Consider the following 12,333-nt stretch of genomic DNA (forward strand, 5'->3'; position numbering starts at 1 on the left):
TCGGCCACAAGGCCACCCGTACCCGGCCACCGGCGTGCCGTCCCACGGCGGGCGCCGGCCCAGGGACGCGGGTGGCATGGTTGCTGGTGGGTGCGCCCCCGAAGGGGCGCGGGGAACGGCGTGCTCGGCCGGAGAGCCACCCGCACCCGGCCACCGGCGTGCCGCCCCACGGCGAGCCCCCACCCCGCCCAAGCAGCGCAGCGCAGCGAGGAGCCGACATGACCACACCGCGAGACCTCTTGATCGTCGCGCTGGACCCCGCCGCCGACCGCTCCGTCGGACAGGGCGACCTCTCGCTGGCCCTGGCGGGGGCCGAACTGATCGACCTTCTGCGGGCCGAGGCCATCGGCCTGGACGGCGACCGCATCGTGCCGGGCCTGCCGCTGGGCATGGGCGACCCCCTGCTGGACGAGGCCGTGTCGGCGCTCGCCCGTGAGCGGCCGTACGAGTCCGTGGAGGACTGGCTGTGGCGCCGGGGCCGTGACCTGGCCGCGGCCTACCTGCACGCCCTGGAGGCGGCGGGCGAGGGCGGCGGCCGGCGGCGCGGCCGTCGGCTCTCCCTGCGCACCGACCGGACGCGGCTCGGCGATACGGCCGAACGCGGACGCGCCGCCGAACGCTGGACCGCGCGCGAACCCGTCCTGGCCGCGTTGGGCGCCGCCGTGGGACTGCGGGAGGAGCAGGCCGGGGGCACCGCGGGGCTTGCCGACGCGGTCGTGACCGTCCTGGCCGCCGTGAACGACGCGGTGGTGGAGCTGGAGGCGGTGCGGCAGCGGCGCAGCATCGAGGCGGCGGCCTTCGACAACATCTGGCGCGCTCCCTGACGTTTGGACGAAAGCCTTCGAGCGAGCGCGTTGAATGGGGAAACCGATCGGTTTACGCTAGCTGGAAACCGATCGGTTTCTCTCGTCTTCGGAGACTGTCATGACTGCGATCAAGAACTCCGTCGTCCTCGTCACCGGCGGCAGCCGGGGCATCGGCAAGGCACTGGTGGCGGAGGCGTACGCGCGCGGCGCCCGCAAGGTCTACGCCACCGCGCGCGACCCGCGCGCCGTCGCCCACCCGGACGCCGTACCGCTGGCGCTTGAGGTCACCGACCCGGACTCCGTGGCGGCGGCGGCCGAACGGGCCGGGGATGTCACCGTGCTGATCAACAACGCCGGGATCGCGACGCGGGCGCGCTTCCTCACCTCGCCGGTCGACGACATCCGCGCGGAGTTCGACGTGAACTACTACGGCCCGCTGCTGCTGACCCGCGCCTTCGTGCCGGTGATCGAGCGCAACGGCGGTGGTCACGTCCTGAACGTCCACTCCGTCCTGTCCTGGTTCGCCGACGGCAGTTCCTACAGCTCCACCAAGGCCGCGCTGTGGTCGCAGACCAACAGCCTGCGGCTGGAGCTGCGCCCGCGCGGCATCGAGGTGACCGGCCTGCACATGGCGTACGTCGACACCGACATGACGGCGGGCCTGGACGCGCCCAAGTCCACCGCCCGTGACATCGCAGCGGCGGCCCTGGACGGCGTCGAGGCGGGCGCGTACGAGGTGCTGGGCGACGACGTCACGCGCCAGGCCAAGTCGGCGCTGTCGGGCGAGCTGTCCGCGATGTACCCGCAACTCGCCGGCTGACCGGCGCACCGCACGCCCCGCGCCGCGCCGGGGGCCGGCTGGTGTGTCGACGACAGTGAGGCCCGCGCGTCGGACGGCCGCCTGCTCAGCCTCGCCCGCCGGACCCGCGTCATCATGTCCGAGGACCGGCCGGCCTGGGCCATGGGCCCGGCCCGCGACTGCCGCGGGGCCCGCACGGTGATCCGGGGCCCACCTGCACAGGGCACGTCGATGTCGGATTCTCGCCAGCTCCGCCGCGGCCGGTGGCCGATGCTGGAGCCATGCAGAAAGGGATGCACCTCGACCGGGAGCGCTGTGTGCGGGCCGTGCGGTCCAAGGACGCGCGGTTCGACGGCTGGTTCTTCACGGCCGTCCTGACCACCGGCATCTACTGCCGGCCCAGCTGCCCGGTCGTCCCGCCCAAGGCGGAGAACATGACGTTCCATCCGAGCGCCGCCGCCTGCCAGCAGGCCGGATTCCGGGCCTGCAAGCGCTGCCGGCCCGACACCAGCCCCGGCTCACCGGAGTGGAACCAGCGCGCCGACCTGGTGGCCCGCGCCATGCGGCTGATCGCCGACGGCGTGGTGGACCGCGAGGGCGTGCCCGGACTCGCCGCCCGCCTCGGCTACAGCACCCGGCAGGTCGAACGCCAGCTCTTCGCCGAACTCGGCGCGGGCCCCCTCGCGCTCGCCCGGGCCCAGCGCGCCCAGACCGCCCGGATCCTCATCGAGACGACCCCGCTGCCCATGGCGGAGATCGCCTTCGCGGCCGGCTTCGCCTCGATCCGCACCTTCAACGACACCGTCCGCGAGGTGTTCGCCCTCTCCCCGAGCGGGCTGCGCGCCCGCGCCCCGCGCAAGCAGACCCCCGGCACCCCGGGGGTAGTGTCCCTGCGCCTGCCGTTCCGCGCCCCGCTCAACCCCGACAACCTCTTCGGCCACCTCGCGGCGACCGCGGTACCGGGCGTGGAGGAGTGGCGGGACGGCGCCTACCGCAGGACGCTCAGACTGCCGTACGGGCACGGCATCGTGGCGCTCACCCCGAAACCCGACCACATCGCCTGCCGTCTCACCCTCAGCGACCTGCGCGACCTGACCGTCGCAGGCAGCCGCTGCCGGCGCCTGCTCGACCTGGACGCCGACCCGGTCGCGGTCGACGGCCAACTGCGCACCGACCCGCTCCTCGCGCCGCTGATCGACAAGGCGCCGGGGCGCCGCGTGCCGCGCACCGTGGACGCGGCCGAGTTCGCGATCCGCGCGGTCCTCGGCCAGCAGGTCTCCACGGCGGCCGCCCGCACCCACGCCGCCCGCCTGGTCACCGCGTACGGCGAGCCCGTCGACGATCCCGAGGGCGGCCTCACCCATCTGTTCCCCGCGCCCGAGGCGCTTGCCGTGCTCGACCCCGAGTCGCTGGCGATGCCCCGCACCCGGCGCACCACCTTCACCAGCCTCGTGCGTCAACTCGCCGACGGCACACTCCACCTGGGCGTCGAGAGCGACTGGCCCGAGGCCCGGTCCCGGCTCCTCGCCCTGCCCGGCTTCGGCCCCTGGACGGTCGACGTCATCGCCATGCGGGCCCTCGGCGACCCCGACGCCTTCCTCGCCACCGACCTCGGGATCCGGCGCGCCGCCCAGGAGTTGGGCCTGCCCGCCACCCCGGCCGCGCTCACCGCGCGTGCCGCGGCCTGGCGGCCCTGGCGGGCGTACGCGGTCCAGTATCTGTGGGCGACGGACAGTCACCCCATCAACTTCCTGCCCGTGTAAGGACATCCCGTGAAACAGCACACCGTGATCGACAGCCCGTACGGCCCTCTCACCCTCGTCGCCGACGACGGCGCCCTGTGCGGGCTCTACATGACCGAACAGCGCCACCGTCCGCCCGAGGAGACCTTCGGCGACCGCGACGACACACCCTTCGGCGCGGCCGAGGAACAGCTGGCGGCCTATTTCCGGGGCGAGTTGAAGGAGTTCACCCTGGAACTCCGGCTGCACGGAACCCCGTTCCAGCGCAGCGTCTGGGAACAGCTGACGAAGATCCCGTACGGCGAGACCCGCACCTACGGCGAACTCGCCGACGCCCTGGGCAACCCCAACGCCTCCCGCGCGGTCGGCCTCGCCAACGGCCGCAACCCGGTGGGCATCATCGTCCCCTGCCACCGTGTCGTCGGCTCCGACGGCAGCCTCACCGGATACGGCGGCGGCCTGGAACGCAAGCAACGCCTCCTGGACTTCGAGCGCGGAACGGCGCTGTTCTGACCGTGCACGCCGGTCCGGGCCGCTCGGGTCCGGCAGCCCACCACGCACCTTGTAGGGTCACGCGCAGAACAAACGCGGCCACGACGCTAGGGGTGGTATGTCGGCCAGTGACGTGCAGGTCTGGACCGGAATCCTCGGCACGTTCGTCACGGTGGGCGTCAGCGTCCTCGGGGTGCTGAACTTCCAGCGGAAGCGGGACAGGTCGGCCGCCGTCGGTGCGGCGTTCAAGGACGTGGTGGAATCCCTGGCGTCGGACAACACGACCCAGCAGATGGCCGCGGCGATCCTGATGCGCCGGTTCTTCGACAACAACTCCGAGCAGGGCGCGGGCCGTACCCCCTACGCCAACGAGGCGGTCGCCGTGATCGCCGGACTGCTGCGCAAGTCCGAGACGGGCCAGATCCAGAAGGTCCTCGCCGACGGACTGCGCTACGCACCGTCCCTGTCCGGCGCCGACCTGCAGGGGTGCAACCTGGCCCGCTCCTATCTCGGTAGCCGGGAGGGCGACAAGAAGGTCGTCGACCTCAGTGCCGCCGACCTGTTCGAGGCCGATCTCACCGGTGCCTCCCTGCGCGGCGTCACCGCGGCGAGGGCGGTCTTCTACCGTGCCACCCTCGTCGATGCCGTACTCGTCGACGCCGTTCTGGTCGGCGCGGACTTCCGCGAAGCCCGGCTGGCGGGCGCCAACTTCACCGGGGCCCGGCTCGACGGCGCGCAGTTCTCCGAGGCCGTGGACATCCCCGCGGACATAGCGAGCCGGTTGGACGCCCAGGGAAGAGTGACGAGCGAAGACACCGCATGATGCACCCTGACATGGGCCCCGTCCGCGTCTTCCTCGGGGCGCCGTCCATCCTCACCCGGGCCCAGCAGACCACACTGGACCGCTGGGTCGGCTGGCTCGAACAGCAGTCGTTCCAGGTCATCCGCCTGGGCCGGGACGGCCACGGCGACGACCCCTGGCACACCCTGTCCCGACTGCTCGCACAGGTCGACGGCATGGTGCTGCTCGGCTTCCGGCAACTGCACGCACCCGACGCGGTGTGGCGCCCGGACACCGAGGAGGAGAGCCGGTCCGCGCGTTGCTGGACCTCACCGTGGCTGCAACTGGAGGCCGGGATGGCGGTGGCCCGGTCGCTGCCGGTCCTCGTCGCGCCCGAGGACGACGTCGCCGAAGGCGTCTTCCAGCCGCAGACGTGGAACGCGCGGGTACGCGGAACGCGGCTGACCCCGCCGGGCACCGGCACCGGCGACTGGCTGCACGCCGTCCGCGCGCACCGGGAACACCGACGGTGACGGCGCCGGGCGACCGCACGCGGGTCAACGTGGGTCAGCCGGCGCCGCCCTCCCGCACCCGGGCCAGCAGCGCCGGCAGGGCCGTGCCGATCGGCTCGCGGACGACCTCCTGCGCGCGGTCGTCGTACGGCGTCGGCTCGGCGTTGACGATGATCAGCCGGGCTCCGTTGTCGGCGGCCACGCCGGCCAGGCCCGCGGCCGGCTGGACCCGCAGACTGCTGCCGACCGCGATAAACAGGGTGCACGCCTTGGTGATCGCCAGGGCCTCGCCGAGCACCACCGGATCCAGCCGCTCCCCGAACATCACGGTCGCCGACTTCAGGATCCCGCCGCACTCCAGGCACGGCGGATCCGCCTCACCGGCCTCGACCCGGGCGAGGGCGTCCGCCATCGGCCCGCGCGCATGACACCTGGTACAGACGACACTGCGCGCCGTGCCGTGCAGTTCGAGCACCTTGCGGGCGGGCAGGCCGGCGAGCTGGTGCAGGCCGTCCACGTTCTGGGTGATCACCCGCACCGGAGTTCCGGAGCGCTCCAACTCGGCCACGGCACGGTGCGCGGCGTTCGGCTCCGCCCGCAGCGCGCGGTTCCCGCGCCGCATCTGCCAGGACCGCCGCCGGATCTCCGGATCGCGCATGTAGAAGTCGTACGTCACGAGCTTCTCGGCCTCCGGATCGCGCCGCCACAGGCCGTTCGGCCCGCGGTAGTCGGGGATCCCGGAATCCGTGGAGACACCCGCGCCGCTGAGGATGGCCACGAGGGGCTTGGTCATGGGGCGAGCGTAGGACGCGGGTCCCCGCGGAGCGAACGGATATGCGGAGCGAACGGATATGTGGGCAAACGGATATCGGGGCGGCGGCCGTTCCGCCGCAGCCGCGTGACGGGCCCGCGCGACCGGCCGGATTTCGTCCCGGCGAGCGCTTGGTGCCCGCCGGGACTACAAAGGAATGAGGGGCCGGCGTGCCGTAGGGAGTGACCAGCGATGCAGATCGTGGTGGACCTCACCCGTTGCCAGGGCTATGCGCAGTGCGTGTTCCTCGCCCCGGAGGTGTTCACGCTGCACGACGAGGAGGCGTTGCTGTACCACCCGGCCGTTCCCGAAGGGCAACGCGAACGCGCCCGTCAGGCAGCGGCGGCCTGTCCCGTCCAGGCCATCCTGCTGGGCGAGGAGGTGAACCCCGGTGCCCGCTGACCTTCTGCAGAGCCGGATCGTCGTCGTCGGCGCGTCGCTGGCCGGGCTGCGGGCCGCGGAGAAACTGCGCGACGAGGGCTTCACCGGTCCGCTGACCATCGTCGGGGACGAGCCCCATCCGCCCTACGACCGTCCCCCGCTGTCCAAACAAGTCCTGTTCGGCAAGGTTCCGCCGTACTCCACGGGGCTGCCGACGCGCCGCGATCCGCAGGCCGAGTGGCGGCTCGGTGTGCGCGCCACCGGACTGGACACGGCCCGTAAACGGGTGCTGCTGGCCGACGGGGAGTCACTGCCGTACGACAGGGTGCTGATCGCCACCGGAACGCGGGCCCGGCCGTGGCCGATTCCGCAGGAGGCGGCCCTGGACGGGGTGTTCACCCTGCGTACCAGCGACGACGCGGAACAGCTGGCGGAGCGGCTGAACGCCGGGCCGCGCCGGGTCCTGGTGATCGGCGGGGGCTTCACCGGCTCCGAGATCGCCTCGGCCTGCCGGGAGCGGGGCATCGCGGTCACCGTCACCGAACGCGGACCGGCACCGCTGGTGGGCGCGCTCGGCGGGACGCTGGCCAAGCTCGCCGCCGCCATGCAGCGCAACCACGGCGTGGACCTGCGCTGCGGGGTCACCGTCACCGCGCTGCGCGGCGACGGCCACTTCACCGGCGCCGACCTCTCCGACGGCAGCCGCATCGACGCGGACGTGTGCGTCGTGGCCATGGGGGCGGTCCGCAACGTGGAATGGCTGGCGGAGTCCGGGCTGGCCGCCGGGGCGCGCGGGATCGCCTGCGACGCCGGGTGCCGCGCCTTCACCATGTACGGGCTCGTCACCGACGACGTGTTCGTGGCCGGCGACGTCTCCCGCTTCCCGCACCCGCTGTTCGACTACCAGCTGCTCTCGCTGGAGCACTGGCGCAACGCGGTGGAGCAGGCGGAGGTCGCCGCCCACAACATGGTCAGCCCGGAACCCGAGCGGCGCCCGCACCTGACGGTCCCCACCTTCTGGTCGAGCCAGTTCGGGCTCAACATCAAGTCCGTGGGCGTGCCCACCTTCTCCGACCAAGTGGTCATCGCCCAGGGCTCGTTGCAGGCACGCCGGCTCGCGATGGTCTACGGCTTCCGGGGCCGGGTGACCGCCGCGGTCACCGTCGACATGGCCAAGTCGCTGGAGTACTACCGGAACCTGATCGAGACGGCCGCGCCGTTCCCGCCCCCGCCCGGTGCCTCCGACCGCCCGCCGGCGGCCGAGGTCCCGGTGCCCTCCGACGTGCCGGATCCGAGCGGCCTCTCCCACGGACCCACCGTCGCCCTCACCGGCCATCTGCCGGACCGCCGACTGGTCATGATGCGGCCCACCCGGTGACCCGTCGCCCCGCCCGTCCACGAGGAGCCCCCATGACCGCCGAGACCCTGCTGGAGCGGATCACCGACTACGCCAACCGCCCCGACCCGTGGCCGCTGTACGCGGAACTGCGGGACGCCGGCCCCGTGGTGCGGCAGGCGGACGGCAGTCACCTGGTCGGCACCTACCACGAGATCCTGGCCCTGCTGCACGACCCGCGGATCAGCGCGGACCGGCGCAGCCGCACCACCGGGTCACCCGAGCCGGCCGGTGAGCTGCCGAAGCCGCCGTTCCTGCGGCTCGACGACCCCGAGCACCACCGGCTGCGCACCCTCGCCATGCGGCCGTTCGGACCGCCGCACAGCCCCGCCCGGATCGACGCCCTGCGCGGCGAGATCACCCGGATCACCGAGGAACTGACCGAGTCGCTTCGGGGCCGCGAACGGGTCGACATCGTCGACGACTTCGCCTACCCGCTGCCCGTCACCGTCATCTGCCGGCTGCTCGGCGTCCCGCGCAAGGACGAGCCGATGTTCCGCGAGTGGACCGACGTGCTCGTCGCGTCCGCCGACATCGGGCCCGAGGAGGACACCAACCAGCCGGACAAGGCCGCCATGCAGGCCCGGCAGGAGATGGGCCACTATCTGCTGGACCTCGCCGACCAGCGCCGCGGCCGGCCGACCGGCGATCTGCTGTCCGCCTTCGTCAACGAACCGGACCCCGTCCAGCGGCTGACCCCCGACGAACTGGCGTCGACCGCCGTGCTCCTGCTCATCGCCGGACACGAGACCACCGTGAACCTGATCACCAACGGCGTCCTCACCCTGCTGCGCCGGCCCGACCAACTCGACCTGCTGCGCCGCGAGCCCGGCATGCTGCCGCGCACGGTGGAGGAACTCCTGCGCTACGAGCCCCCGGTCCACATGCGCGAGCGCATTCCGCTCGCCGACGTGGACATCGCGGGCACCACCCTGCCCAAGGGCACCCCGGTGGTGCTCGCGATGGCATCGGGAAACCGCGACCCCCGACGCTTCCCCGACCCCGACCGGTTCGACCCCGCCCGCCCCGACAACGAGCACCTCGGCTTCGGCAGCGGCGTCCACCTCTGCTACGGCGCCCCGCTCGCGCGCATCGAGGCCCAGACCGCCCTGGCCGCGCTGTTGCCCCGCCTCGGCACCGCGACCCTGGCGCAGGACCCGCCGCCCTACCGGACCAACGCCATGCTCCGCGGTCCCCGCCATCTCCCTCTGGAGTTCGCCCCGGACTGACAACACGGGTCCTTCACATGAGCGGTGTGGGGTGTCGTGTCGGTGGTCGGGTGCGGGTGTGTTGTGGCTGGTCGCGCAGTTCCCCGCGCCCCTTTGGGGCATCGCCTCTTCACATGTGCGGTGAGCTGAACCTGGCAGCCCGTCGTGGGGTGTTGTGTCGGTGGTCGGGTGCGGGTGTGTTGTGGCTGGTCGCGCAGTTCCTCGCGCCCCTTGCCGTGTCGTTTGCTGAGCGGTGTCAGCCCACCCGGTGGCCGTTCTCCAGCTCGGCCGTGCCCGTGCCGTGGGCGAGCACGTCCAGCGCGACCAGGACGCGGTGGCCGAGGGCGCCGGGCAGATGGTCGGCCAGCTCCTCGCGGGGGACCAGCCGCCACGAAAGCAACTCCTCCTCCTGGAGCCGGATCGAGCCGAGGTCGTCCGCGGACAGGACACCGCCGTCGTACAGGTAGGCGACCTGCGGCGGACGTCCCGCGCCGTGCACCCAGTCCACGGCGAGCAGCCGGCCCGGCGTGACATCGAGGCCGATCTCCTCGGCCGTCTCCCGGCGCGCACCCTGGCGTGGCGTCTCGCCGTCGTCGGACTCGACCGTGCCGCCCGGAAGTGCCCAGCCCGGACGGTAGTTGGGCTCGACGAGCAGCACACGCCCCTCGGCGTTCCGGAACAGGACGGCGGCCCCGGCGAGCACCCGGGGCAGGCCCGCGATGTATGTGGCGAAGTCTTGTGTGGTGGCCATCCCCGAAGCGTAACCAGCCTGCCCGGCCGCCCCTGCGCCGCGCCCCTCACCGCCGGGAGGCGGCGGACCGGGCTGAAGACGCCTCGGCCGCCGCGCCGTTAAGCCGCCGAAGCGGCCAGCCGGAGGGTGCGTTCGGCGAGGTCGGTGATGCGCGCCCCGTCGAAGCCGAACACCGCGCTGCGGACCGTGTCCTCCAGCGGGTTCTTCCAGTGGTCCGGGATGGCCGCCGCACCGGTCAGGACGCCCGCCACCGAACCGGCGGTCGCGCCGTTGGAGTCGGTGTCCAGGCCGCCGCGTACGGTGAGCGCGATGGTACGGGTGAAGTCGCCCTCGCCGTACAGGAGTCCGGCGGTGAGTACGGCCACGTTCGGGACCGTGTGGATCCAGCCGAGCCCCGCGGTCTCCCGCGCCACCGTGGACAGGGTGTCCTCCCAGGACATGCGGGTCTCGTGGAGCGAGACGACCCGGCGCACGGTACGGGCCAGCCGGCTGCTCGCCGGGATCACGGCGAGCGCGGCATCGACCGCGTGCCGCACGGTGGGCGCCGTGAACGCCGCGGAGATCAGCGCCGCCGCCCACATCGCGCCGTACACCCCGTTGCCGGTGTGCGACAGCACGGCGTCCCGGCGGGCCAGCGAGGCGGCCCGGCGCGGGGCGCCCGGGTGGGTCCAGCCGTGGATGTCGGCGCGGATCAGCGCGCCGATCCACTCCTGGTACGGGTTGTCGTACGTCGCCGTCAGCGGCGGCTTCAGACCGTCCGTGAGATTGCGGTACGCCGCCCGTTCCGCGGTGAACGTCTGCAGATACGGCAGCCTGAGCAGCCACACCTCGCCGACCTGCTCGGTGCTGAAGCCGAAGCCGTGGGTCTCCAGCAGGTGCAGGCCGAGGATCGCGTAGTCGACGTCGTCGTCGCGGCAGCTGCCGTGGACCCGGCCGCGCACACAGCTCGGCCACTCCGGGCGCAGCGCGGCGCGGTCGCGCTCGTCGGCGGGTTCGGGGAGGTAGTCGGTGAGCGGCAGGGCATCCGCCCGCCGCAGATAGCGGTCGATGCGGTCGCGCGTCCACAGATCGCCGCGCTCGACCGGCTTGCCGAGCATGTTGCCCGCGATCCGGCCCAGCCAGCCACCGAGGACACGGTCGGCGAGATGGGGTTCGGTGCGCACAGGGGTCATGGCTTCGGTCTACCCGATTCCGGCGTGCCGCCACGCGGCGTTCGGGGGCACGGCCGGGGCATGACGGCCCGGCCGTCCGCCGGTTAAGGTCGCAGCGGCGCGACTGGCCCCGACGTGCGCGGGGCCCGGAGCAAGGGGCGGAAGGCGGGGGAAGGCGGGGAAGGTGGGGAAAGTGGCGGACGCTGCAGTGGACGGGGCCCGACGGGTGCTCGTCGCCGCAGACAAGTTCAAGGGCTCGCTGACGGCCGCGCAGGTCGCCGAGCGGGTGACGGCCGGGCTGCGCCGGGTCGTGCCGGAGCTGGAGGTGGAGGCGCTGCCCGTGGCCGACGGCGGCGACGGGACCGTGGCCGCGGCGGTCGCGGCCGGTTTCGAGCGGCGGCGGGCGCGGGTCGCCGGGCCGCTCGGTCAGCGGGTGACGGCGGCGTTCGCGCTGCGTGGCGACACCGCGGTCGTGGAGATGGCGGAGGCCAGCGGCCTGCAGCGGCTGCCGGCCGGAGTGTTCGCGCCGCTGACGGCGTCCACGTACGGCTCCGGTGAGCTGCTGCGGGCCGCGCTGGATGCGGGCGCCCGGACGATCGTGTTCGGCGTGGGTGGCAGCGCGACGACCGACGGCGGGGCCGGGATGCTGTCCGCGCTGGGCGCGCGGTTCCTGGACGGGGACGGCGAACCGGTGGCTCCGGGCGGCGGCGGGCTGGCCGAGCTGGCGCGGGCGGATCTGTCCGGTCTCGACCCTAGGCTCGCCGAGGTCGAACTGGTGCTCGCCAGCGATGTGGACAATCCGCTGACCGGCCCGAAGGGCGCGCCCGCGGTGTACGGACCGCAGAAAGGGGCGTCGCCGGACGACGTGGCCGTGCTGGATGCCGCGCTGGCGCACTACGCGAAGGTGCTGGAGACCGCGGTAGGGCCGCGGGCGGCCGGGTGTGCAGCGGCGCCCGGTGCGGGTGCCGCGGGCGGCATCGGGTACGGGGCGCTGCTCCTGGGGGCGCGGTTCCGTCCCGGTATCGAGGTCATGCTGGATGTGCTGGGTTTTCAAGCCGCGCTGGACCGGGCCACGCTGGTGATCACCGGCGAGGGCTCCCTGGACGAACAGACACTGCACGGCAAGGCCCCGGCCGGGGTCGCCGCGGCGGCGCACGCGGCGGGCAAGGAGGTGGTCGCGGTGTGCGGCCGGTTGGCGTTGTCGCCGCGGGCGCTGGGCCTGGCCGGGATCCGGCGGGCGTATGCGCTGACGGAGGTCGAGCCGGATGTGTCCCGGTGCATGGCGGACGCGGGCCCGATCCTGGAACACCTCGCCACCCGCATCGCGCACGACTTCCTGGTCTGAGCCGGCGAGCCATCGCGGCATCGGGCCATCACGACGTCAAAGGGAGAGGGGCCCCGAACCGACCTTGGGTTCTAGGAGTCGTTGCAACACCCCAGTTCAAGGGGTGCGATGGACTTCGAGATCCGTAAGGACCGGACAAGGCCTCAGGGCAGGAAGAA

The 12,333-nt window shown here is 73.2% G+C and carries 13 protein-coding genes; 10 read left to right on the forward strand and 3 right to left on the reverse strand.

The window, feature by feature from the left end:
- Positions 1 to 218 precede the first annotated feature (218 nt).
- The 6 genes from ACFYTE_RS08715 (at position 219) to ACFYTE_RS08740 (ending at position 5,153) form a co-directional block, all read left to right on the forward strand.
- Positions 219 to 824 (forward strand): GPP34 family phosphoprotein, encoded by a 606-nt coding sequence (locus tag ACFYTE_RS08715; protein WP_388706749.1) that lies wholly within the window; start codon positions 219 to 221, stop codon positions 822 to 824.
- Between the two features lie 100 nt (positions 825 to 924).
- Positions 925 to 1,626 (forward strand): SDR family oxidoreductase, encoded by a 702-nt coding sequence (locus tag ACFYTE_RS08720; protein ID WP_388706752.1) that lies wholly within the window; start codon positions 925 to 927, stop codon positions 1,624 to 1,626.
- A 260-nt stretch (positions 1,627 to 1,886) separates the two neighbouring features.
- Complete coding sequence (locus tag ACFYTE_RS08725; protein ID WP_388706755.1) at positions 1,887 to 3,368, forward strand: AlkA N-terminal domain-containing protein; 1,482 nt, start codon at positions 1,887 to 1,889, stop codon at positions 3,366 to 3,368.
- Positions 3,369 to 3,377: 9 nt separating this feature from the next.
- Positions 3,378 to 3,860 carry a methylated-DNA--[protein]-cysteine S-methyltransferase gene (locus ACFYTE_RS08730; RefSeq protein WP_388706757.1) on the forward strand — a complete coding sequence of 161 codons (483 nt, stop codon included), beginning with the start codon at positions 3,378 to 3,380 and terminating at the stop codon, positions 3,858 to 3,860.
- Positions 3,861 to 3,957: 97 nt separating this feature from the next.
- A complete protein-coding gene (locus ACFYTE_RS08735; RefSeq protein ID WP_388706760.1) occupies positions 3,958 to 4,662 on the forward strand; it encodes a pentapeptide repeat-containing protein in 705 nt (234 codons plus the stop codon).
- A complete protein-coding gene (locus ACFYTE_RS08740) occupies positions 4,659 to 5,153 on the forward strand; it encodes a hypothetical protein (protein WP_388706762.1) in 495 nt (164 codons plus the stop codon). The genes ACFYTE_RS08735 and ACFYTE_RS08740 overlap by 4 nt, the downstream gene beginning before the upstream one ends.
- Before the next feature lie 34 nt (positions 5,154 to 5,187).
- Here ACFYTE_RS08740 and ACFYTE_RS08745 read toward each other — a convergent pair whose 3' ends face one another.
- The gene (locus ACFYTE_RS08745) at positions 5,188 to 5,925 is read right to left on the reverse strand and encodes an NAD-dependent deacetylase (RefSeq protein ID WP_388706764.1); all 738 of its coding nucleotides are present in this window, start codon (positions 5,923 to 5,925) and stop codon (positions 5,188 to 5,190) included.
- A gap of 210 nt (positions 5,926 to 6,135) precedes the next feature.
- Between ACFYTE_RS08745 and ACFYTE_RS08750 the strand changes: the two genes are divergently transcribed.
- From ACFYTE_RS08750 to ACFYTE_RS08760, 3 genes are read left to right on the forward strand one after another with little or no spacing between them, the layout of a single operon-like run.
- A complete protein-coding gene (locus ACFYTE_RS08750) occupies positions 6,136 to 6,345 on the forward strand; it encodes a ferredoxin (RefSeq protein ID WP_351733724.1) in 210 nt (69 codons plus the stop codon).
- Positions 6,335 to 7,702 (forward strand): NAD(P)/FAD-dependent oxidoreductase, encoded by a 1,368-nt coding sequence (locus tag ACFYTE_RS08755; protein ID WP_388706766.1) that lies wholly within the window; start codon positions 6,335 to 6,337, stop codon positions 7,700 to 7,702. Before ACFYTE_RS08750 ends, ACFYTE_RS08755 begins: the two co-directional genes overlap by 11 nt.
- Positions 7,703 to 7,734: 32 nt before the next feature.
- Entirely contained in the window at positions 7,735 to 8,949 is a 1,215-nt protein-coding gene (locus ACFYTE_RS08760) for a cytochrome P450 (RefSeq protein WP_388706768.1), read from the forward strand.
- Between the two features lie 235 nt (positions 8,950 to 9,184).
- Here ACFYTE_RS08760 and ACFYTE_RS08765 read toward each other — a convergent pair whose 3' ends face one another.
- Both ACFYTE_RS08765 and ACFYTE_RS08770 read right to left on the reverse strand, forming a co-directional pair.
- Positions 9,185 to 9,679 (reverse strand): NUDIX domain-containing protein, encoded by a 495-nt coding sequence (locus ACFYTE_RS08765; protein ID WP_388706770.1) that lies wholly within the window; start codon positions 9,677 to 9,679, stop codon positions 9,185 to 9,187.
- A 98-nt stretch (positions 9,680 to 9,777) separates the two neighbouring features.
- Positions 9,778 to 10,851 carry an ADP-ribosylglycohydrolase family protein gene (locus ACFYTE_RS08770; protein ID WP_388706773.1) on the reverse strand — a complete coding sequence of 358 codons (1,074 nt, stop codon included), beginning with the start codon at positions 10,849 to 10,851 and terminating at the stop codon, positions 9,778 to 9,780.
- Between the two features lie 172 nt (positions 10,852 to 11,023).
- Between ACFYTE_RS08770 and ACFYTE_RS08775 the strand changes: the two genes are divergently transcribed.
- Positions 11,024 to 12,175, forward strand: a complete 1,152-nt coding sequence (locus ACFYTE_RS08775; RefSeq protein WP_388706776.1) for a glycerate kinase — start codon at positions 11,024 to 11,026, stop codon at positions 12,173 to 12,175.
- Positions 12,176 to 12,333: the final 158 nt, after the last annotated feature.

It is taken from the genome of Streptomyces sp. NPDC004629 (assembly GCF_042873595.1).
Taxonomy (GTDB): domain Bacteria; phylum Actinomycetota; class Actinomycetes; order Streptomycetales; family Streptomycetaceae; genus Streptomyces.

Bases quoted from the DNA above. Each gene is read 5' to 3' on its own strand.
- ACFYTE_RS08715 (WP_388706749.1), top strand. From the start codon at position 219: ATGACCACACCGCGAGACCTCTTGATCGTCGCGCTGGACCCCGCCGCC.
- ACFYTE_RS08720 (WP_388706752.1), top strand. From the start codon at position 925: ATGACTGCGATCAAGAACTCCGTCGTCCTCGTCACCGGCGGCAGCCGG.
- ACFYTE_RS08725 (WP_388706755.1), top strand. From the start codon at position 1,887: ATGCAGAAAGGGATGCACCTCGACCGGGAGCGCTGTGTGCGGGCCGTG.
- ACFYTE_RS08735 (WP_388706760.1), top strand. From the start codon at position 3,958: ATGTCGGCCAGTGACGTGCAGGTCTGGACCGGAATCCTCGGCACGTTC.
- ACFYTE_RS08740 (WP_388706762.1), top strand. From the start codon at position 4,659: ATGATGCACCCTGACATGGGCCCCGTCCGCGTCTTCCTCGGGGCGCCG.
- ACFYTE_RS08745 (WP_388706764.1), bottom strand. From the start codon at position 5,925: ATGACCAAGCCCCTCGTGGCCATCCTCAGCGGCGCGGGTGTCTCCACG.
- ACFYTE_RS08750 (WP_351733724.1), top strand. From the start codon at position 6,136: ATGCAGATCGTGGTGGACCTCACCCGTTGCCAGGGCTATGCGCAGTGC.
- ACFYTE_RS08760 (WP_388706768.1), top strand. From the start codon at position 7,735: ATGACCGCCGAGACCCTGCTGGAGCGGATCACCGACTACGCCAACCGC.
- ACFYTE_RS08765 (WP_388706770.1), bottom strand. From the start codon at position 9,679: ATGGCCACCACACAAGACTTCGCCACATACATCGCGGGCCTGCCCCGG.
- ACFYTE_RS08770 (WP_388706773.1), bottom strand. From the start codon at position 10,851: ATGACCCCTGTGCGCACCGAACCCCATCTCGCCGACCGTGTCCTCGGT.